Here is a 22,086-nt window from a genome sequence, read left to right on the forward strand (position 1 = left end):
AATATAAGAAACGCATTCTATAGCCAATCATGCGGGTCTGCATGAGGGGCGCCGTCCCTTCAACGCGCGTCGCGTTGCAAAGTGTTAAATGTTGTTGACACTGCAAGCCGAGTTTGCAACACTCAACCGTTGTCCTTTCGCCATCTCCAGGAGATTCCATGGCCGTCCTGCGCCGCATGCTGTGCCTCGTGTTGTTGTGCTGCTGGTCGGGCGCGTGGGCGCAGACCACGGTCTCCGGTTTTTCGCCCGACGGGCAGGTGCGCCGCGTGCGCCAGGCGGTGGCGCGCTTCACGCAGCCGATGGTGGCGTTCGGCGACCTGCGCGCGGACACGCCGTTCGACGTCGACTGCCCCGTGCCGGGCAGCGCCCGCTGGGTCGATGCGCAGACGTGGAGCTACGATTTCGACCGCGACCTGCCGGGCGCGACGCGTTGCCGCTTCACGCTCAAGACGAATGTGCACGACCTGGCCGGCCAGCCGCTTGCGGGACGGCGCGAGTTCAGCGTCGCCACCGGCGGCCCCGCCGTGCTGGAAACCCTGCCGCGCGAAGGGGACGAGAACATCGACGAGCAGCAGGCCTTCATGCTGACGCTGTCCGCCCCGGCAACGGACGAGAGCATCCTGAAACAGGCCTGGTGCCGCGCCGACGGCGTCAGCGAAAAGATCGCCGTGACGCTGCTGCGCGGCGACCGGCGCGCACAGGCGTTGCAGAACGGCCGCTGGTTCGCGCGCCAGGTCGTGGCCGAGGACAAGGGCGACGAGGACCTCGGGGCCTACACCGATGCCCGCCTGCGCGCCGACGAGAAGGCCGGGCGCCTGGCCCGCATCGTCGTGCTGCAATGCCGCCGCACGCTGCCCGCGAGCGCGGAAGTGGCCCTCGTCTGGGGCGCCGGCGTGGCCGCGCCGAACGGGATCGCGACGGACAAGGACCAGACGCTCGCGTTCAAGACCCGCGCCGATTTCACGGCCCGCTTCAACTGCGAGAAAGTCAACGCGCGCTCCCAGTGCATCCCGTTCCAGCCGATGCGCGTGAATTTCAGCGCACCGGTCCACGCGGCCGACGCGGCGCGGATCTACCTGGAAGGACCGGGCGGCAAACGCTGGCCGGCGCGCCTGGCGAAGGAAGGCGACCAGGTGCCGGACGTCGTCAGCCAGGTCAGCCTGCCGGGGCCGTTCCCGGAACAGGCCCGCCTCACGCTGCACCTGCCCGCCGGCCTGCGCGACGATGCCGGCCGCCCGCTCGTCGACGCGGGCCGCTTTCCGCTCGCGGTGCGTACCGGCGAGCAGCCGCCGCTCGTCAAGTTCGCGGCGCCGTTCGGCATCATCGAGGCCCACGGCGACCGGCTGCTGCCCGTCACGGTGCGCAACGTCGAGGCCCGATTGGCCGGCCGCATGCACACGGACGGCACGGCCATGCGCCTGGATGCCGGCCGCACGGCCGACGTGCTCGCGTGGCTGCGCAAGGTCGCCGGTCCGCACGGCGGCCTGCATCCGAGCCAGCCGGACGGCGACCAGATGAAGGTGTCGATTTTCAAAGGCGTCGAGCCGGCCGCGCTGCAGCGCTTCACCCTGCCGAAGCCGCACGGCCGCCGCGCGTTCGAGGTGATCGGCATCCCGCTGCGCCAGCCCGGCTTCTACGCCGTCGAACTGGCCAGTCCGCGCCTGGGCACCGCGCTGAACGGCAAGCGGCGCACGGCCTATGTGCGCAGCGCGGCCCTCGTCACCAACATGGCGGCGCACTTCAAGCTGGGCGCGCAATCGTCGCTCGTGTGGGTGACGTCGCTCGACAAGGGCCGGCCGGTGGCCGGCGCGCGCGTGGAAGTGCGCGACTGCGCCGCGCGGCTGCTGTGGAGCGGGACCAGCGACGCATCCGGCATCGCGCGCATCCGCCAGGCGCTGCCCCGTGCCCGCTGCAAGGAAAGCGACGTCTACGTGGTGACGGCCGCGCGCGGCGACGACTTCACGTTCACCTTGTCCGACTGGCAGCAGGGCATCGAAGCGTGGCGCTTCAACCTGCCCACCGGCAGCCGCGACGACGACAGCCGGGTCGTCGCCACGGTGTTCGACCGGACCTTGCTGCGCGCCGGCGAGACCGTCCACATGAAGCATTACCTGCGCCGCCGCACGCAGCAGGGTTTTGCCTTCGTGCGCGCGCGGGACCGCGCGCCGGCGACAGTGGGCGACTGGCGCGCCCAGGAACTCGGGACGGACAAGACGGCGCTGCCCGCGCGCGGCTTCCTCGTCCACCAGGGCAGCGGCGAGAAGGTCGAATTCGCGCTGCACTGGGCGGCGAACGGCAGCGCCGAGGGCGAGTGGGCGATACCCATCGAGGCGAAGCTCGGCGCGTACGATGTGCTGATCGGCGGCCAGGTCGCGGGCGAGTTCCGGGTCGAGCAGTTCCGCGTGCCGACGATGAAGGCCCAGCTGGCGGGGCCCAGGCAGCCCGCGGTGGCGCCGCAGAGCGTCGCGCTCGACGCGCAGGTGAGTTATCTCGCGGGCGGCCCGGCCGGCCTCGCGCCCGTAAAACTGCGCAGCGTCGTGCAGGACACCGGCGTGCAGTTCGCCGACTACGACGAGTTCACGCTGGGTGCGGGCGACGTGCGCGAAGGCGTCGTCGACCAGGGCGGGGGTGGCGAGGACGACGAGGACGAATCGGAAGGCGCGCCGGGCCAGGACGTGGCGCGCACGCAGTCCTTGCTGCTGGACCGCGCAGGCGGCGCGCGCATCGTCGTCGACAAGCTGCCGGCGATCGAACGGCCGAAAAGCCTGCTGGCCGAACTGTCGTACCAGGACGCCAACGGCGAGACGCTGACCGTGTCCACGCGCGTGCCGCTGTGGCCGTCGGCCTGGGTGGTCGGCATCAAGCCGGAAGGCTGGCTGCTGCGCCGCGACGCGCTGAAATTCCAGGCCGTCGTGCTGGACGTCGCCGGCAAACCGGTGGCGAACGTGCCCGTGACGGTCGACCTGCTCAAGCGTGCGACCTATTCGCACCGGCACCGCCTCGTCGGCGGCTTCTATGCGTATGAACACAGCAGCGAAATCAAGCGCGTGGGCGAGGCGTGCAGCGGCACGACGGACGCGCGCGGCATCCTCGTGTGCGACACGCGCGCCACGACCGACGGCGACTTGATCCTGCGCGCCCGCGCGCTCGATCCGCAGCAGCGCGTGGCGGCGACCCATCGCGAAATCTACGTGGCGGGCGATGACGAGCAGTGGTTCGCGAACGCCGACCACGACCGCATCGACCTGCTGCCGGCGCAAAAGCGCTACGAGCCGGGCGAACAGGCGCGCTTCCAGGTGCGCAGCCCGTTCCGCCGCGCGACGGTGCTCGTGACCGTCGAACGCGAAGGCATCCTCGACACGTACGTGCGGCACCTGTCCGGGCGCGACCAGACGATTGCGATTCCCGTGAAGGCCAGCTATGCGCCGAACGTGTTCGTCTCGGCCCTGGTCGTGCGCGGGCGCGTGGCGGGCGTGCAGCCGACGGCGCTCGTCGACCTCGGCAAGCCGGCCTATAAACTGGGCATCGCGCCGATCCGCGTGGGCTGGGGCGGCCACGAACTCAAGGTCGACGTGGCGGCCGACAAGCCCGTCTACAAGGTGCGCGAGCATGCGCAGGTATCGATCCGCGTGCGCCACCCCGACGGCACGCGGCCCGCGGCCGGGACCGAAGTCGCCGTGGCCGCCGTCGACGCCGGCCTGCTGGAGCTGATGCCCAACACGAGCTGGGACCTGCTCGACACGATGATGCACGAACGGAGCCTGCAGGTGGAGACCTCGACGGCGCAGATGCAGGTGGTCGGCAAGCGCCATTTCGGCCGCAAGGCGTTCCCGCACGGCGGCGGCGGCGGACGGAGCGCCGGGCGCGAACTGTTCGAGACGCTGCTGCTGTGGAAGGGCAAGGTCGTCCTCGACGCGAACGGCGAGGCGCGCGTCGACGTGCCGCTGAACGATTCGCTGACGTCGTTCCGCATTGTCGCCGTCGCCAGCAGCGGCGCGGGCCGGTTCGGCACGGGCCGCACGGACATCCGCACGTCGCAGGACCTGATGCTCGTGTCCGGCCTGCCGCCGCAGGTGCGCGAGGGCGACCGCCTGCGCGCCGGCTTCACGGTGCGCAACGCGTCCGACCGGCCGCTGACGGTGGCCCTGTCCGCGAGCGTCGCGGCCGACCGCGGCAAGGGCCAGCCGCTGGCACGCCAGGACGTCGCACTGGCGCCGGGCGAGTCGCGCGAAGCGGGCTGGGACTACACGGTGCCGGCCGGCGCCGCGGCGCTGCAGTGGGACGTGGCCGCATCGAGCAACGACAGCGGCGCGGGCGACCGCATGCGCATCACGCAACAGGTGACCGCCGCCGTCCCGGTGCGCACCTTGCAGGCGACCCTGATCCAGATCGACGGCACGCAGACGCTGCCCGTCGAGCGGCCGGCGGATGCGCTGCCGGGCCGCGGCGGCGTCCGCACCACGTTGCAGGCGCGCCTGGGCGACGAGCTGCCGGGCGTGCGCGACTACATGGCCGCGTATCCGTACACGTGCTTCGAACAGCGCACGTCGCGCGCCGTGGCGCTGCAGGACCGCGCGCTGTGGGACAAGGTCGTCGCGACCCTGCCTGCGCACCTCGACGGCGATGGCCTCGTCAAGTATTTCGCGCCGATGGAGCAGGGCAGCGACGTGCTCACGGCCTATGTGCTGTCCTTGACGAACGAGGCGGGCTATCCGATCCCCGACGAGCTGCGCGGCCGCATGGAAGCGGGCCTCGCGGGCTTCGTGGAAGGGAAGATCGTGCGCGGGAACGGCCGCGCGACGGGCGAACTGGCCGTGCGCAAGCTGGCCGCGCTGGAAGCCCTGTCGCGCGGCGCGGGCGTGCGGCCGGCCATGCTGGAGTCGATCGAGATCCAGCCGAACCTGTGGCCGACGTCCGCCGTCATCGACTGGTATCTCGTCCTCAAGCGCACGCCGGCGCTGCCGCAGCACGACGCGCGCCTGGCCCAGGCCGGCCAGATCCTGCGCGCGCGCCTGAACCTGCAGGGCACGACGATGGGCTTTTCGACGGAGCGCACGGATGACTGGTGGTGGCTCATGACGTCGGCCGACGTCAACGCCAACCGCCTGCTGCTGGCGACGCAGGGCGACCCGGCGTGGAAGGCCGATGCCGGCCGCCTCGCGCGCGGCACGCTGGGCCGCCAGCAGCACGGGCATTGGGACACCACGCCGGCCAACGCGTGGGGTGTCGTCGCGCTGAAGCATTTTGCGCAAGCCTACGAGCGCGCGCCCGTGACGGGCAATGCGAACCTCGTGCTGGCCGGCGCCGGCGCGAAGGGCGTCAGCTGGACCGGTCCGACCCCGGCCACCGTGCTGCAGGGCTGGCCGGAGGGCCGCGCCACCCTCACGCTGCGCCAGCTCGGCGGCGGCAAGCCGTGGGCGACGGTCCAGAGCCTGGCGGCCGTGCCGCTTTCGGCGCCGCTGGCGTCCGGCTACCGCATCGCGCGCACCGTCACGCCGGTGGAGCAGAAGGTCAAGGGCGCGTGGTCGCGCGGCGACGTCTACCGCGTCCACCTCGACATCGACGCGCAATCCGACATGACGTGGGTCGTCGTCGACGATCCGATGCCGGCCGGCGCCAGCGTGCTCGGTTCAGGCCTCGGACGCGATTCGCAGATCGCCACGGCCGGCGAACGCCGCACCGGCTGGACCTGGCCCGCGTTCGAGGAGCGCATGCACACCGGCTACCGCGCGTACTACGAGTGGGTGCCGAAGGGCCGCTTCACCGTCGAGTACACGGTACGCCTGAACAACGGGGGCCGCTTCGCGCTGCCGCCCACGCGGGTCGAGGCCATGTATGCGCCGGAGATGTTCGGCGAGGTGCCGAATGCGGGCGTCGTGGTGCAGTGAGGCCGCGATGAAAGCGCGCCTCGCGTGGATACTGTTGCCGCTGTTGCTGGCCGCGCCGCCGGCGCTCGCCGCCGTGCCGACGCCGCAGGATGTGAAAGCCGCGTGGCGCTCGTCCGACACGACCCTGCTGGACCGGCATGGCGAGATCATCGACACGGTGCGCGTCGACATGAAAGGCCGCCGGCTGGCCTGGGTGGCGCTGGACGACATCTCGCCCACGCTCGGCCGCGCCGTGCTGCAGGCCGAGGACCAGCGCTTCATGGAGCACGGCGGCATCGACTTCCAGGCCATCGGCAAGGCCGCGTGGGACAATCTGTTCGGCGTGCAGCGCACGCGCGGCGCCTCGACGATCACGATGCAGCTCGCCGGCCTGCTCGACCCGAAACTGGCGCCGCGCTCGGCGGGCCGCACGTGGGCGAGCAAATGGGACCAGGCGCTCGCGGCGCGGGATCTGGAGGCGGGCTGGAACAAGCGCCAGATCCTCGAGGCCTACCTGAACCTGGCCAGTTACCGCGGCGAGCTGCAGGGCATCGGCGCCGCGGCGCGCGGGCTGTTCGGCAAGGCGCCGTCCGGGCTGGATGCGGGCGAGGCCGCGATCCTGGCGAGCCTGTTGCGCGCGCCGGCGGCACCGCCGCGGACGGTCGCGCGGCGCGCGTGCGCGCTCGCGCGCGAGCTCGATCCGCGCACGGATTGCGCGGCCATCGAATGGGAAGTCGATGCCGCGTTCGCGCGCACGGCGGCGCCGCTGCCGTCGGCAGCCGGCACGACGCCGCAGCTGGTGCGCCGCCTCGGCGCGGGGCCGGGGAGCGTCGTGCGCAGCACCCTCGACGCCGGCCTGCAGCGCTACGTGGCCGCCACGCTGCACCGCCGGCTGGCCGAGCTGGCCGGACGCAATGTGGGCGACGGCGCCGTGGTCGTCATCGACAATGCCAGCGGCGAGGTGAGGGCGTACGTCGCGAACGACGGCGCGAGCGAAGTCGACGGCGTGACGGCGCTGCGCCAGGCCGGGTCCACGTTGAAGCCGTTCCTGTACGAGCTGGCGCTGGAGCGGGGCCAGCTCACGGCCGCCTCGCTGCTGGACGACACGCCCGTCGACATCCCGACGGTCGGCGGCCTGTACGTGCCGCAGAACTACGACCACCAGTACCGCGACGCCGCCAGCGTGCGAACGAGCCTCGCGGGCTCGCTGAACGTGCCCGCCGTGCGCACGCTGATGCTGGCGGGGCTGGAACGCTTTCATGAGCGCCTGCGCCAGCTCGGTATCACGAGCCTGACCGAAGCGCCCGAGTTCTACGGCTGGTCGCTGGCGCTCGGTTCGGGCGACGTCAGCCTGCTGGAACTGACCGGCGCCTACCGCACGCTGGCCAACGGCGGCATGCAGGACGATGTGACGTTCGTGCCGCGCGCAGGAGCGGCGAGGCAAGCGGCGAAACGGCGCGTGCTGGATGCGCGCGCCAGCTTCATCGTCGCCGACATCCTGTCCGACCGCGCCGCCCGCAGCACGACGTTCGGCCTCTCCAACGAACTCGCGACGGGCTTCTGGAGCGCGGTCAAGACGGGCACCAGCAAGGACATGCGCGACAACTGGTGCGTGGGCTTTTCGGACCGCTACACGGTCGGCGTGTGGGTCGGGAACTTCGATGGCGGCTCGATGTGGGACGTGTCCGGCGTGTCCGGCGCGGCGCCCGTGTGGCGCGATGTGATGGATTACCTGCACCGCGACCGCCCGAGCCGGCCACCGGCCGCGCCGCCCGGCGTCGTGCGCCAGACGGTGCGGTTCGCGCCGGCCGTGGAACCCGAGCGCAGCGAATGGTTCGTGCGCGGCACGGAGACGCCGTTGGTCGAGGTGCTGGCGCCGGCCCGGCGCGCGCCGCGGATCGTGTATCCGGCATCGGACAGCATCATCGCACTCGATCCGGACATCCCGCCGTCGCTGCAGCGCATGCGGTTTCGTGCCTACGGCGGCGCGGGACTGCGCTGGAAACTGGATGATGCGGACGTCGGCCCGGCCGAGCAGGCGGCCACGTGGGCGCCGCTGCCGGGCGAGCACGAACTGAAACTGGTGGGGAGCGATGGCCGGGCGGTCGCCGCCGCCCGGTTCGAAGTGCGCGGCGCGGCGCCCGGTCAGCTCGCCTCGACCTTTTCCACCAGCAGCGGCGGATCGGCGGACAGGTCGAGCGGCAACGGCGTGAACAGGGGCGAGTCGGAACGGTAGGGCACGCGGCCGGACGGCACGTGGCGCGCGGCCGGATCGAGGTGCAGGTCCTGGTCGTCGAAGAACAGGTGGGCGCGGAACGCCTTGACCACCTTCGACTTGGGCACGCCGCCGAGGAAGAAGATCTCGTTCACGTACACGCCCCAATGGCGCAGGGTATTGATGACCCGCATCTCGGCCGGCGCGCTGCGCGCCGTGACGATGGCGATGCGCACCGGCGACACGTCCGCGCCGAACGGCAGCCGTTCCTGCAGGCGCGCCAGCCTGCGCAGCAGGACCGCGTACGGGCCATCCTTCATCGGCTCGTTCTGCTTTTCGTCCTCGATCGTGTGGAAGCGGTCCAGGCCCTCGGTCTTGTACACGAGTTCACTGGAGTCGTCGAACAGCACGGCGTCGCCGTCGAAGGCGATGCGGACCTGGTCGTCGGGCGGCGCTTCGGCCGCGTGCGGCGGCGGCTTCAGGATCGCGGCCGCGCAGGCCTGGGCGTCGATCACGCGCTGGGCGTCTTCGACATTGGTCGTCAGGAACAGGTCGACGGCGAACGCGTCGAGGTAATCGACGACGGACTGGCCGCCGGTGAACGCGTGGCGCGAGATCGGCAACCCGCGCGAGCGGATATTGTTGAAGACGCGCACGCCCGTCTCCGGGCTGTTGCGCGACATGACGACGACTTCGACGAGCGGCTTCGTCTCGGACTGGGCGTAGCGGTTCAGGCCGAGCAGGGCGCGCACGAGGGCCATGCCGGTGCCGTCGCGCAGCGGTTCGTTCTCGCGCTCGAGCATGTAGGCGCGGTATTCCTCCAGCGCGCTCTGGGGATTCTTGACGTAGCGGGCCTTGTAGAGGGCGTCGGCTTCCGCCAGGTCGAAGAGGGCGGTGGCGGAGATGCCGACCACGAGGGTATCGGAAAGGTCGAGGGGCATGATGATCGGATTCCTTGGTTGCGGGCCTGCACGTCGGCAGGACTATTCCTACGGAAATTATGGTGCCCGACACCGAGGATTACTTGAGTTCAAGCAACAAATCAGTGGTGCGGCGAGCCGGCGGTCGCGAACCGGGAACTGTTCCGGCTCGATAACCTGTGCAGGCCACCGGTCCAGCGCCGCGCCGAGCCGGCACTGTATGCCGAGGCGGACGCATTCCACGCGATCATCCAGATGGGCACCCGCTACCTGCAGGCGCTGATCGACAAGGCCAGGCGCGAAAGACGGGCCGACCCAGTCGCGGAGGCATACGTGAATTATCGCGGCGTCCGGAACAGTATGTATTACCGCAAGATCAGGGCGGCGGCGGACAGGTTGACACGCGATCCGGACGATATTGCCGCATTAGAGGCGATGGCTACCTGAATCGCCCACCGTGTCCGGTACCGGAGGATGCCGTTCTTTCGCTGCCAAAGATTCCTTTCGATTTTACAAATGTAATAAACTGTGCCCGGGCAGGGGCGCGCAGGATGGATTTGCGTTCCGTACGACACGCGCGCACCGGTCCGCATTTGATCACCGAGCGCTCACTTACGTATGTTGTCCGACGAATCCGCAACAAGCCAGCTTGTTTCCACCGAACCCTCGCTCGCGGCGGGACAGGAGTCTCGACCGCCCGCCGCTGTGGCCGCATTCGCGCCTCGCTGCGTGTCGATCGATCTCGAAGTCGGCGTCCGGGACCGGAAAATTCATTCCCTCGCGGCGGTGCGCGGCGACAGCGGCGCGGCCTACGTCCATCGCCAGGGCGACTTGCGGGCGGCCTTGTGCCGGCTGGACGAATTCGCATCGGCGGCCTCGTTTTTGCTCGGCCATAATTTCGTCGCCTTCGACCGGGTCCATCTGGCCGCCGCCAAGCCGGATCTGCGCCTGCTGGAGTTGCCGGCCATCGATACGCTGTCCATCAATCCGCTCGCTTTTCCGCGCAATCCATATCATCACCTGGTCAAGCATTACCAGGACGGCAAGCTGCAACGGGGCAGCCTGAACGATCCAGAACTGGACGCACGCCTCACGCTGGACGTTTTCCGCGACCAGTTGAACGCGCTCAAAAGCATGGCCCGGGCATCTCCCCACTTGCTCGCCGCCTGGCACTGGCTGACCACACTGGACGGTACGGTCTCCGGCCTGAATGCCTTTTTCACGACGATCCGGCGCAGCCCGCGCCCTTCGGACGAGGAGGCGGTAGTTGCCATCGACGCGTGCCTTGCCGGCGAGGGCTGCATGACGTATGCCGCCGAGCTGCGGCGGCGTGCACGCGACCACGGATGGGCGTTGTCGTATGCGCTGTCCTGGCTATCGGTATCCGGAGGCAACTCCGTGATGCCGCCTTGGGTCAGGCATCAATTTCCCGAAGCGGAACGGATCGTCCAGCGGCTGCGCGACGTGGCCTGCGGCGATCCCGGTTGCGCCTGGTGCGCCGTACGGCACGACGCCTGCAAGGAATTGAAGCGTTGGTTCGGGTTTTCCGCTTTTCGCCCCGAACCCAAGGATGCGGACGGGCGGCCATTGCAGCAAAAGATCGTGGAGGCGGCGCTGGCCGGCAAGCATGTGCTCGGCATCCTGCCCACTGGTACCGGGAAATCGTTGTGCTACCAGATCCCGGCGCTCTCGCGTTATGACAAGACGGGCGCGCTGACCGTCGTGATTTCGCCGCTCGTCGCGCTGATGGCCGACCAGGTGGCGGGCCTCGAAGCGCGCGGCATCGGCGCAAGCGCCGCCATCAATGGCCTGCTGTCCCTGCCTGAGCGGGCCGACGTGCTGGACAGGGTGCGGCTCGGCGATGTCGGCATCTTGATCATCGCCCCTGAACAATTGCGCAGTAAAACCGTCCGCGCCGTTCTCGCGCAACGCGACATCGGCATGTGGGTGCTCGACGAAGCACACTGCCTCTCCAAATGGGGCCACGCGTTCCGTCCCGATTATCGCTACGTCGGACGCTTCATCCGCGAATCAGCGAGGGATCGCCTGGCGCCCGTGCTGTGCCTGACGGCCACGGCCAAGCCGGAAGTCGTGGCCGACATGGTCGGGTATTTCCGCGACAAGGTCGGCATCGAACTGGAAGTGCTCGACGGCGGCGCCACGCGCGACAACCTGGATTTCCAGGTCATGCCGACCACGCCGGCGGAGAAATTCGCACACGTGCACCAACTGTTGTGCAGCGAATTGCCGTCGGGCGCCGAGGGCGGCGCCATCGTGTATTGTGCCTCGCGCAAGCAGACGGAAGAGATCGCGCGGTTCCTGCGTGAGAATGGCGTGGTGGCCGCTCATTTCCACGCGGGCTTGCCGCCGGAGACCAAGAAAGACACGCAAAAGCGTTTCGTCGACGGCGAGTTGCAGGTGATCGTGGCGACCAATGCGTTCGGGATGGGCATCGACAAGCCGGACGTCCGGCTGGTCGTCCACGCCGATATGCCCGGTTCGCTCGAAAACTATTTACAGGAGGCCGGACGCGCGGGACGCGACCGCGCTCACGCGCGCTGCGTGCTGATGTACACGGCCGAGGATGTCGAACGCCAGTTCGGCATGTCGGCGCGCTCGCGGCTGTCGCAGCGCGAAATCCAATCGGTACTGAAAGCCCTGCGCGCGCTGGAAAGGAAGAAGCAGGGCGCGGGTGAACTCGTCGTCACCGCCGGCGAGATCCTGTCGGAGGAAGCCGACGGCGTATTCGAGCGCGACGCGGCGACCGATGACACTCGCGTGCGCACGGCCATCTCCTGGCTGGAAGAAGCCGCACTCCTGCAGCGCGACGAAAACCGTGTCCAGGTTTTCCCGTCGTCGCTACTGGTCGGCTCGTTGCAGGAAGCGGAAGAGCGGCTCAGCAGGCAGCCGTTGTTTGATGATTACCGGCGTCAATTGCTGGCAGTAGTCAGGACCTTGATCGCGGCCGATCCGGACGACGGCATCTCCACCGACGAACTGATGGGTATATCGGGTTTATCCGCTGAAAAAATCCGCGCCGCATTGTACGATCTTGAACGCCTGGGCATCGCCAGCAACGACACGGTCCTCACGGCGTTTGTCCATGCCGGTACCGTTCGCGCATCGGCCAGGAGGCTGGAAGAGGCGGCCGCGCTGGAAGACGCGCTGGTGTCCTGCTTGCGCACGGCTGCGCCCGACCTTCAGAAAAACGAGAGCTCGACACTGCAACTTCGTCACGTGACACAAGCGCTCAAGGACGCCGGTCACGCGACGGCGCTGCCGGAACGGATACTTCGGATCCTTAACAGTCTCGCCGCGGATTGCCGTGGCGAGGACGGTGGCCTCGGCAGCGTCCGCCTGCGCCGCCTGGATGCCGAGAACGTCGTCGTCACGCTGCAGCGCGACTGGAACGCGCTCGCCAGGACGGCCGAGGTGCGGCGGCAGGCGGCGGCTTGCGCGCTCCAGCACTTGCTCGACGTATTGCCGCCGGGCGCGCGCGGCACCGACCTGCTGGCGGAAACCAGCCTCGGCAAGCTGCGCGGTGCACTGAGCAAGGACGTCGCGCTGGCCGCTTCCGCCAGGCACCTCGAGAAATTGCTCGACCGGGCATTGTTGTGGCTGCACGAACAGGACATCATCCGTTTGAACAAGGGGCTTGCGGTGTTCCGGCCCGCGATGTCCATACGCCTCTCGGCCGAACGGCGCAACTTCGCCAAGGCCGACTTCCTGCCGCTGAAACTGCATTACGACGAGCAGGTGGTGCAGATCCACGTGATGGCGGAATACGTACGGCGCGGCCTGCAGATGATGGCCGACGCCCTGAAGCTGGCCTTCGATTATTTCAGCCTCGAGCGCGAAACCTTCCTGGGCCGCTGGCTGCCGGGAAAGCACAAGGAACTGGAGCGCCAGACCACACCCGTTTCGTGGGCAGTCATCGTCGACGATCTGCGTCATCCGCAACAGCAAAGAATCGTGGCGGACGACCGCGAACAGACCAATGTGCTGGTGCTGGCCGGACCCGGCTCTGGCAAGACGCGGGTCCTGGTCCATCGCATCGCCTACCTGATCCGGGTGCGCCGGGAAAATCCGCACGGCATCCTGGCGCTGGCGTACAACCGCCACGCCGCGCAGCAGATCCGCCAGCGCCTTGCCGACCTGATCGGCGATGATGCCCGGGGCGTCGTCGTCATGACCTGCCATGCCTTCGCCATGCGGCTGACCGGAACGAGCTTCCGCAAGCATGCGGCGAAGGATGAATATGGTTTCAAGCAGGCCTGCAAGGATGTCATCGCGCAGGCGGTCGCCCTGCTGAAAGGGGATGAGGCCGCGCCGGACGAAGCGGACACGCAGCGGGACCGCTTGCTGTCCGGGTTTCGCTGGGTCCTCGTGGACGAATACCAGGACATCGGCCCGGAACAGTACGCGCTGATTTCGGCGGTCGCCGGCAGGACGCGGGCGGACAAAGACGGTCGCCTCACGCTGTTCGCCGTCGGCGATGACGACCAGAACATCTACGCATTCGACGGTGCCAGCGTCGAGTACATCCGGCGCTTCGAAAACGACTACACGGCGCGCCCCGTGTACCTGACCGAGAATTACCGCTCGAGCCATCACATCGTCGACGCCGCCAACCGCGTGATCGCAGCGGCCGCCGACCGGATGAAAGCAAAAAATCCGGTCCGCATCAACCAGGCGCGGCAGAAGGCGGATCCCGGCGGCGCGTGGGCGCACATCGACCCGGTCGCGCAGGGGCGTGTACAGCTGCTGCCGGCGGGCGACAGGCCCCAGACCCAGGCCGTCGTGGTCGTGGACGAGCTGCGCCGCCTGGCCGCGCTGGACCCCGCCTGGGACTGGGCGAAGACGGCGATCATCGCGCGCGAGTGGCGGGCACTGGACCCTGTGCGCAGCTATTGCGAACTGCGCGGCATCCCGGTACAGACGGCCGATGAAGAGATGGTGCATTGCTGGCACCTGCGCGAAGCGCGCGACCTGGTCGACTGGCTGCGCGGCAGGGAAGACGGACTGATCAGCGCGGGCGATGTCGGCGACTGGCTTGCCGCTCAGCGGGACGGCCCCTGGTGGACCTTGTTGCGCGACGCGGTCGAGCAATATGGGTTGGAGACGGCGCAGTCCGTGCTGCCGCGCGAGCACTTCATCGAAAGGCTAGCGGAATGGGGACGGGAAGTGCGCAGGCGCCAGCGCGGCCTTCTGCTCTTGACCGCGCACCGCGCCAAGGGGTTGGAATTCGATCATGTGGCGGTGCTGGACGGCGGCTGGAATCGTGTCGGCGACAATGAAGATCCAGACGCGCCGCGCCGCCTGTTCTATGTCGCTATGACGCGTGCGCGGCATACGCTCGCGCTGGCGGTGCTTGGCCGGGGGCACCGCTTCGCCGCCGCCCTGGACAAGGCACCGTGCGCCTTGCGCCGGGACCTCCCGCCGCCGGGGCCCGTCCCGGCCCAGCTCGCGCGCCGATACTTGCGACCGACGCTGAAGGAGGTCGATCTCGACTTTACCGGGCGCCTGCCTTCGGCCGATCAAATCCATGGCGCCGTCGCCCGGTTAGCCGCGGGCGCGACTATCGTCTTGCGGCCCGTCAGTGACCGCTGGCAGTTGTGCGACATGGATGGCCGGGTCATCGGCCGGCTGGCGCGCGCCTTCGCGCCGCCCGCCGGGATGCGCTGCGTGGACGCACGTGTGCATGCCATCATCGTCCGGCGCAAACAGGACTGCGAACCTGGGTTCCAGGCCCTGCTGTGCTGCGATCAATGGGAGGTGGTGTTGCCTGAACTGGTATTCGAGCCGGTGGCATGAAAGGAGCGGGATCTTGCCGCTGTCGACACTGGTTCCCACGGTTTTCCGTCTTCCAACGGCCCAGTTTTATGCGGCCTGCTGATTCAGTTTCTGGGACGCCTGCCAGCGCTCAAGAAATTCGACCGGCGAGCGGAAACCCAGCGTGGAATGCTGGCGTTTGCGATTATAAAAGACTTCAATGTATTCGAAGCTGGCCGCTTTCATTTCCTCCAGGGTTTTGTACTTCACGCCATGGACACGCTCATTTTTGAAGCTGTTAAACCAGCTCTCCGTCGGGGCGTTGACGCTCCTATGTCAAGCGGCCAACGTAGCCACTTGCAGATCGTTCAATATGACCGGGTAAAGCTCCCTGATGAGATATCGCTTCAGGCAGCGATGAATTTCCTTGTTGGACATACCTTCAGTTGTTCGCCGTTCGACATAAGCACGCGTCCGCGGCTCACTTCTCATCCTGACCATCGCGATTGTCCACAATGCGTTATTCCCTTGCCGATCGCCACCGCGATTCAATCTATGTCGTATCGTCTTGCCTGAGGAGGCGGGCAGCGGATTCACCCCGCATAGCGCAGCTAGGGCTGCTTCGCTGCGCAAACGTTCAGGATTGTCACCAGCTACGGCGATCAATGTCGCTGCAGTCTGAGGTACCCTGAATTTTTTGGACACTTCCGATTGATAAACTTGTCGGAAGGAGCAGACACATGAAATTGAAGACATACACGCCGGAGTTCAGGGCCGAGGCGGTAAAACTGGTGCTGGCGCAAGGGTTGTCGCAGGAAGAAGCGGCCCAGCGGATCGGCATACCGAAAGGGACGCTGGCGAACTGGGTGAGCGCGGCAAAGCGCAGCACGGACCCGATGGCGGCGCCGGGCAGCCGCAGCGTTGCGGAGCTAGAGAACGAACTGGCCAGGCTGCGCAAGGAATTGGCCGTGGAGCGGATGGAAAAGGAAGTGCTAAAAAAGGCCACCGCGTACTTTGCGAGGGAGTCGCTGCCCTGTACGCGTTCATGAAGACGGTGCGGCTCGACTATCCACGTGGCCTGCTGTGCCGCGTGTTCGAAGTGTCGCGCAGCGGCTTTTATGCGGCGCTGGAGCGCCCGCCGTCGCAACGTGCCCAAGACGACGAACGACTGAAGATCGCCATCAAGGCTGCCCATGTTCAAACGCGCGAACCCTATGGACCGCTGCGCCTGCAGCCGGAACTGGTCGCGCAAGGGTTTGATACCGGGCGAGACCGGATCGTGCGATTGCGACGGGAGCTTGGCCTGCGCTGCAAACAAAAACGCGGGTTCAAGGCGACGACGAACTCGAAACACGCTTATCCGGTAGCGCCGAACCTGCTGGAGCAGGCCTTCGCGCCGACGCGGCCGAACGACGCCTGGGTGAGCGACATAACGTATATCGCCACCGACGAAGGCTGGCTCTACCTGGCAGGCATCAAGGACGTTTTCACGTGCGAGATGGTGGGTTACGCGCTGGGTGCACGGATGACCCAGGAGTTGACGGCGCAGGCGCTCTGGCGGGCAGTACGCAATAAGCGGCCGGCGCCGGGCCTGATTCTTCATTCGGACCGCGGCAGCCAATATTGCGCTGACGACTACCGCGAACTGGTCACACAGTTCGGCATGACGGCCTCGATGTCGCGCAAGGGGAACTGCTACGACAACGCGCCCATGGAGAGCTTCTGGGGCAGCCTGAAGAACGAATTGATTCATCACCAGAGGTACGCGACGCGTGCTGACGCGGAGTCCGCGATCATGGAATACATCGAGATCTTCTATAACCGCCAGCGGCGTCATTCGCGTCTCGGGTACCTATCGCCAGCGTCGTTTGCCGAAGAATTCAGTAGACAAAAGCTGGCCGCTTGAAACGGACGTGTCCACTATTGACAGTACACCTCACGCTGTGGCTAAACATCGAGGTCATTGGCCAGACTTTGAATACCTGCCCAGCCTATTCTTACGCCGTCGCGTTCCTCTCCAGCAGAAATGTGCAACATTTCCGGGTTGTCCTTCCAGGGAACATTATGTTCTCGACACGCAGAATTAGTCCATCGCATCGATTGAAAGTTCATCAGATGCAAATAGAGGTATTGGCGTCCAATGTTCCTGTTATTCGTGACAACTCCATTCTTCCAAAACCATACATTTGGATGATCAGGCATTCCGTCATGCCAGGGCATCGGATGAAAAACGGTCGAGTATTGTTCTTTGCAATACACATTTTCGCAATAGATGGGAGCGATCCCATTCGGGTGCTGTTGTCGGAAAAATAGTTTGGAAAAAACATCTTCATCAAAGCGTGTGGATTCCGGATTTTCCGCGTATTCTTGCCAGTTTAAAATCTTGGAATATGCCTTGCGCATCGATTCGGTATTCCTGAATAGCACCAGATGTCCCGAAATCATTCCAACGTGCGTGCTGATGGTGTCAAAAGAAAGAACTTCGTCGGTATAAAATCTCCGAATGTCCCCATAGATAACGTCCAGATCTCCGAAGCCATAGTAATCAAAATCCGCTATGTCGTCGTTATACATATCTCCGAACATGGGCTTCAGATCACAGATTTTGTAATTCCCTACCGGATTAAAATTAATACGTAGTCGCTGGGACACCATGGCCACATAATCATCATATGGCATGGAAATAAAAGTAACATTTTTCGGCGAATCTTCCGGAATTTCGCAGTCTGTTCTGATAATCCAGTTAACTGTCTTATTGAATGCGCAACTGGCCAGAAACACGGGAAACCATTTGGGCCAACATCCGAAATAATCGATTAATATAACAATACTTTTCACAGTTCTTCCATTTTGTTGTCGAGCATTTATTCCAAAGTCAGTCCGTCGCAATGCCTACGATGAACAGATGCTTTCGTGCGGCTACATGTAGTCGGTGGCGAGAATCGGCCTTTCTGTGAAGTATAGCGCGCTTGTGTGGCATTGTGGCAACTGGTTTTGTTAGTTTCAAAAGAATTGCGTTCGATATATTTCGATGTCAATTTTCCTCGGAATGCTATCCAATTATCACGCTTTGAATATTACGCGGATGGGTGACCTCGAAGGTTCGAGTTCATCTGCTGCGTCAAAACTTGATTGGTGATTTTCGTAACTGCGTTTGACGAATAGTTCTACCGCATAACTTTATACATGCCTCGTCAATCCACTTCTACGCGCAGGGCACGCAGTGTCTGAGCAGCGGTCTGGACTTTGTCGAGTCCACGCCAGATCGTCTTGGCGCCGGGTTCACCATCGCCTTTGCGGGCAGGGAAGCCGCCAGAACATGAAGACGATGGTGCTCGAGCGCGACGTGTATGGCGAAGGCCAGCACCGCTACCACGGTGGCTTCTTGGGCTTCGCCAAGCACTGCGGCTTCGTGATCAAGCTGTGCCAGCCTTTCCGCGCCAGGACGAAGGGCAAGGTGGAGCGCTTCAACGGTTACCTGCGCCGCTCGTTCTCTGTGTCTCTTCCCAGCCGCCTGACGCAGACGGGGCCACGGCACCACTGCAGCATCCGTTCGCCGTGTACGACCAATTGCTGGCGCAATGTGTGCAGGGAGCGGTGGCATGAACCTGCAACGGAAACATCGCCATCTTGTGCGAAGAGCTGCGCCTGGCCTTCGTCGCGCAAGGCTACGGTGCGGCAGCGCAGAAGGCGGCAGAGGGAACGCCCTATAGCGATTTCCTTGACGGCTTGCTGCGGCAAGAAGCCGCTGCAGTCATGCGCAGGCTGCTTGCTGTTGGGCTTGCTCGGACAGGGCAGCAGTGGACATGTCCTGGACGACGCGACCGGCATCGAGCACGATCACACGGTTGGCCGACGCGATCGTTTCCGGGCGATGCGCGATGATGATGCGGGTGACGTTCAGGGCGCGGACGGCGGCATTCACTTCATGTTCCTTTGCAATATCCAGATGGCTCGTCGCTTCGTCGAGGAACAGGATGCCAGGCCGCTTGTACAGGGCGCGCGCCAGCAGGACCCTCTGCTTCTGGCCGCCCGACAGCACGGTACCCATGTCGCCGACCAGGGTGTTGAAGCGCATGGGCATCGCGTTGATCTCATGCGCGATCGCCGCCAGTCGTGCGCATTCCTCGATCCAGGCCTGGTCCGCATTGGGGTCGAAGAAACTGATGTTGTCCGCGATCGATCCGGCGAACAGTACGTCGTCCTGCAAAACGGTGCCCACCATCCGGCGCAGCGTATCGATGCCGATCTGCTGGAGCTTGACGCCTCCGACCTTCACCTCGCCTTCTGTGGCCGGCAGTATGCCCAGCAAGACGTTCATCAGCGTGCTCTTGCCGCAGCCGGACGCACCGATAATCGCCACCGATTCGCCGGACGCGATGCGAAAATTGACGCCATCCAGCACATACGGCTCCTGTTCGCCGTAGCGGAAGCGCAGGTTGCTCACCTCGATGGTCGGCTCGAGGGCGGGCTCGTCGAGGAGCGCATGCGCGCCTTCCAGGGATTCGGGCTCCGTGTGCACGATATCGGCCAGACGCTCGCCCTGCAACTGCAGCATCTTGACTTCGAAATACTTGTCGATCAGCGACCCGACGCGGCCATCGAACTGACCCTTGTAGGCATTGAACGCTATCAGCACGCCAACGCTGAAATCGCCATCGAGCACCATTTTGGCGCCCAGCCAGATGATCAACAGGTTCTCGATGCCGAACAGCAGGCCGTTCAGCGTCTGGTAAAGCAATTGCAGCTTCTGCGAGCGGAGATCGGCGTTGACCTGGTCCACCAGCAGTGTCAGCCAGTTGGCGCGCCGCTCGTCCTGGCGCTGGAACAGCTTGATGGCCTTGACGCCGCGTACCGTTTCCAGGAAATGGCTCTGCTGCTTGGCCGCGTGGACGATCTGTTCCTCGGTCGCATCGCGCAATGGCCGATACCATGCCACGCGCGCCATTCCATACAGCGTCATCGTGCCGGCGGCGATACAGCCCAGCGTCGGGCTGTAGATGAACATCATCACCAGCGTTACCAGCGACATCAGGCCGTCGAGAATCGCCGCCAGGAACGAGGTGGTCAGCGTATGCTGGATCTGGTCGACGGCGCCAAAACGGGAGACGATGTCGCCCAGGTGGCGCTTCTCGAAATATTCGACCGGCAGGCGGATCAAATGTGTGAACACATTGGCGCGCCACTGGATGTTCAGCGTGGTTGCCATGTACATGATGACCCACGAGCGGATCGCGCCGACGCCTTGCTGCATCAGCATCAGCAGGCCGAAACCGAGGACCAGCGTCGTCAAGAGGTCGCGGTCGCCCGACACGATGACGTTGTCGATGACCCACTGCATGAAGAATGGACTCACCAGTGCGAATACTTCGAGCGCCAGGGCGAGGATCAGGATCTGGATAAACGAGCGCGACAGGCCCGTGACACGCCCCATCAGGCCGCGTAATTTGATCGGCTGGCGTTGTTCCTGCGGCTTGAATTCCGAGCTCGGCCACAATTCGAGCGCCACCCCGGTGAACGACTCGGAAAGCGCCTTCATCGATATCTCGCGCACACCGGCGGCGGGGTCGTGGATCGTTACGCTGCTGGTCCCGACCTTCTTCAACACCACGAAGTGATTGAAGTTCCAGTGCAGGATGCAGGGCAGCTTCAGTTTGTCCAGATCCTCGCAATCCAGCTTGAGCGGACGCGATTCCATGTGAAGGCGTCCGGCGATCTTGATCAGATGCGCCAGCGTGGCACCCTTGAGCGAAATCGCGAACTGCTGGCGCAGGGTCGCAAGGTCGACGCGGTGGCCGTGATAGCCGGCGACCATGCCGAGACAGGCGAGACCGCATTCGGTCGCCTCGGTTTGCAGGATCGTGGGCAGTCTGGGACCGAAGCCGAATTCGATATCGCTGAGGAACCGCATATTGGATGTCAGAGTTTGCCGCTGAGGGTGTACAAGGGTTCGAGCACCCATTCGTAAAGCCGGCGCTTTTCCTGCAGGATGTCAGCCTCGAGCAGCATGCCGGCCTGTAGCGCTTGTTGGCGCCCGTACGCCTTGACGGTTTGTGCCGACAGGTCGACAGTAATCCGGTACAGCGGCTCGCCGCCATTCGCCTGTTGTGCCAGGCCTGTCAGCTCGTTACCGGACAACGCGACCTTGGCGACGAATGTAACCGTGCCCTGAGCCTGTCCGAATTTCTGATAGGGATAAGCCTGGTAGCGCATCAACACCTTGTCGCCGGGCTTGACGAAACCGATGGCACGGCTCGGGGCGTACAGATACGCCTGCATTTTCGCGCCCGCCGGGACGATACTCAAAAGGGGCTTTCCGCCATCTGCCATCTGCCCGACGTCGGCCGTGACCGCCGTTGCAATACCGCTTTCCGGGGCCGTGATCTCCAGGCGGCGCTTGGCTTCGCTTTCGGTCAGTTCTTGCCCGAGGCTCGTGATGTCGCGCTCGATCTGCGCCAGCACGTTTTGATGGCGCAGCGGCATGGCCGTCAGGTCGTTCTTCTGGCTCGTCAGGTCACGGCCGACGCTGATGCGGTCGCGCTCCAGCGATTGCATGCGCGCACGCTGGTCGAGCAGGTCCGCCTGGCGTTGTTGCAGTTGTTCTTTCGAAATGAAGTGCTGGGCCGCCAGGTCGCGCATGCGCACCACGGCGTCCTCGGCCAGCTTGACACGCCCGGCCTGGCCTTCGACCTGGCTGTCGATTTTCGCCAATTCGGATTCCAGGCCGGCAATGCGATTCAGAAGGGCCACGCGTTCTTCGTCGTTCAGCCTGCGCGTCTTGTCCAGCGCGTTCTGCAACGACGTCCGGCGTGCATTGACCTGCCGGCTGATGGTCGCCTGCACGCTGCCCTGGGTGTCGCTGTATCGCTCGCTCGACAGGACATATAACACGTCACCGCGCTTGACCGCCTGGCCTTCGACGACGTTTTTCTTCACGACGATGCCGTACTGTGGCACGTAGACCTTCACGAGGCCGAGATCCGGCACGAGTTGTCCCGAAACGGTTGTCCGTTTGGTGTAGGTGCCGGAAAACAGAAAGATCAGGACCGCCGCAGCCAGACCGCCGGCGAGGGCGCACAGGATCGAAAACGAAACCGGCCGGATCAGGACGATTTCACCGAGCCATTTGACCTGACGGGCGTTCAATGCCTCGGTACGATACAACTGTCTTGTGCTCATGGAGCTGTCTTCACTGCTTTCTTTGTACTAATTGCTGGTGGCCGATCCCGGCGGGGAGCATCTGCGGTTTTGATGGAGGAGGTGGCCCTAATGAGCCGTATAGGTTATCTACCGGAAGCTTTTAAGTCAATCA

At 65.2% G+C, this 22,086-nt stretch carries 9 protein-coding genes and 4 pseudogenes; 6 read left to right on the forward strand and 7 right to left on the reverse strand.

Going from position 1 to position 22,086, the window contains the following annotated elements; genetic code table 11:
• Positions 1-158: 158 nt before the first annotated feature.
• Positions 159-5,888: an alpha-2-macroglobulin family protein gene (locus ACEN9Q_RS05170; RefSeq protein ID WP_495627587.1), complete on the forward strand. Its 5,730-nt coding sequence runs from the start codon at positions 159-161 to the stop codon at positions 5,886-5,888.
• Between the two features lie 7 nt (positions 5,889-5,895).
• Complete coding sequence (pbpC, locus tag ACEN9Q_RS05175; RefSeq protein ID WP_495627588.1) at positions 5,896-8,103, forward strand: penicillin-binding protein 1C; 2,208 nt, start codon at positions 5,896-5,898, stop codon at positions 8,101-8,103.
• Here pbpC and ACEN9Q_RS05180 read toward each other — a convergent pair.
• Positions 8,013-9,023, reverse strand: coding sequence for a 5'-nucleotidase (locus ACEN9Q_RS05180; protein ID WP_495627589.1), 1,011 nt, complete (start codon positions 9,021-9,023; stop codon positions 8,013-8,015). The two genes, pbpC and ACEN9Q_RS05180, sit on opposite strands and share 91 nt — an antisense overlap.
• Positions 9,024-9,257: 234 nt before the next feature.
• Here ACEN9Q_RS05180 and ACEN9Q_RS05185 point away from each other — a divergent pair, with 234 nt between their 5' ends.
• Together ACEN9Q_RS05185 and ACEN9Q_RS05190 are read left to right on the forward strand one after the other, a co-directional pair.
• Positions 9,258-9,449, forward strand: coding sequence for a hypothetical protein (locus ACEN9Q_RS05185; RefSeq protein WP_495627590.1), 192 nt, complete (start codon positions 9,258-9,260; stop codon positions 9,447-9,449).
• A 171-nt stretch (positions 9,450-9,620) separates the two neighbouring features.
• Positions 9,621-14,816 (forward strand): RecQ family ATP-dependent DNA helicase, encoded by a 5,196-nt coding sequence (locus ACEN9Q_RS05190; protein ID WP_495627591.1) that lies wholly within the window; start codon positions 9,621-9,623, stop codon positions 14,814-14,816.
• Between the two features lie 66 nt (positions 14,817-14,882).
• Here ACEN9Q_RS05190 and ACEN9Q_RS05195 read toward each other — a convergent pair.
• Both ACEN9Q_RS05195 and ACEN9Q_RS05200 read right to left on the reverse strand, forming a co-directional pair.
• A pseudogene (locus ACEN9Q_RS05195) lies at positions 14,883-15,098 on the reverse strand (IS3 family transposase); the annotation flags it as partial.
• A gap of 12 nt (positions 15,099-15,110) precedes the next feature.
• Positions 15,111-15,449 (reverse strand): annotated as a pseudogene (locus ACEN9Q_RS05200) (transposase); the annotation flags it as partial.
• 65 nt (positions 15,450-15,514) lie between these two features.
• Between ACEN9Q_RS05200 and ACEN9Q_RS05205 the strand changes: the two are divergent.
• Positions 15,515-16,680, forward strand: a protein-coding gene (locus ACEN9Q_RS05205) for an IS3 family transposase (protein ID WP_495627592.1) whose coding sequence is annotated in 2 segments (ribosomal slippage) — positions 15,515-15,767 and positions 15,767-16,680 — 1,167 coding nt in all. Because the reading frame shifts where the segments join, the coding sequence is not laid out codon by codon here.
• 41 nt (positions 16,681-16,721) lie between these two features.
• Here ACEN9Q_RS05205 and ACEN9Q_RS05210 read toward each other — a convergent pair.
• Positions 16,722-17,612 (reverse strand): DUF6625 family protein, encoded by an 891-nt coding sequence (locus ACEN9Q_RS05210; RefSeq protein ID WP_495627593.1) that lies wholly within the window; start codon positions 17,610-17,612, stop codon positions 16,722-16,724.
• A 356-nt stretch (positions 17,613-17,968) separates the two neighbouring features.
• A pseudogene (locus tag ACEN9Q_RS05215) lies at positions 17,969-18,046 on the reverse strand (hypothetical protein); the annotation flags it as partial.
• A 44-nt stretch (positions 18,047-18,090) separates the two neighbouring features.
• On the opposite strand from ACEN9Q_RS05215, the pseudogene ACEN9Q_RS05220 reads away from it, so the two are divergent.
• Positions 18,091-18,303: pseudogene (locus ACEN9Q_RS05220) on the forward strand (IS21 family transposase); the annotation flags it as partial.
• 225 nt (positions 18,304-18,528) lie between these two features.
• Here the strand turns inward: ACEN9Q_RS05220 and ACEN9Q_RS05225 are convergent.
• The gene (locus tag ACEN9Q_RS05225; RefSeq protein ID WP_495628917.1) at positions 18,529-20,685 is read right to left on the reverse strand and encodes a peptidase domain-containing ABC transporter; all 2,157 of its coding nucleotides are present in this window, start codon (positions 20,683-20,685) and stop codon (positions 18,529-18,531) included.
• A gap of 8 nt (positions 20,686-20,693) precedes the next feature.
• Complete coding sequence (locus ACEN9Q_RS05230) at positions 20,694-21,953, reverse strand: HlyD family secretion protein (protein WP_495627594.1); 1,260 nt, start codon at positions 21,951-21,953, stop codon at positions 20,694-20,696.
• Positions 21,954-22,086 lie beyond the last annotated feature (133 nt).

It is taken from the genome of Massilia sp. Masssp93 (assembly GCF_059491295.1).

What these genes read in the sequence shown, in the direction of transcription:
- ACEN9Q_RS05190 (WP_495627591.1), top strand. Translation starts at nt 9,621, where the DNA reads ATGTTGTCCGACGAATCCGCAACAAGCCAGCTTGTTTCCACCGAACCC.
- ACEN9Q_RS05185 (WP_495627590.1), top strand. Translation starts at nt 9,258, where the DNA reads ATGGGCACCCGCTACCTGCAGGCGCTGATCGACAAGGCCAGGCGCGAA.
- ACEN9Q_RS05180 (WP_495627589.1), bottom strand. Translation starts at nt 9,023, where the DNA reads ATGCCCCTCGACCTTTCCGATACCCTCGTGGTCGGCATCTCCGCCACC.
- pbpC (WP_495627588.1), top strand. Translation starts at nt 5,896, where the DNA reads ATGAAAGCGCGCCTCGCGTGGATACTGTTGCCGCTGTTGCTGGCCGCG.
- ACEN9Q_RS05230 (WP_495627594.1), bottom strand. Translation starts at nt 21,953, where the DNA reads ATGAGCACAAGACAGTTGTATCGTACCGAGGCATTGAACGCCCGTCAG.
- ACEN9Q_RS05170 (WP_495627587.1), top strand. Translation starts at nt 159, where the DNA reads ATGGCCGTCCTGCGCCGCATGCTGTGCCTCGTGTTGTTGTGCTGCTGG.
- ACEN9Q_RS05225 (WP_495628917.1), bottom strand. Translation starts at nt 20,685, where the DNA reads ATGCGGTTCCTCAGCGATATCGAATTCGGCTTCGGTCCCAGACTGCCC.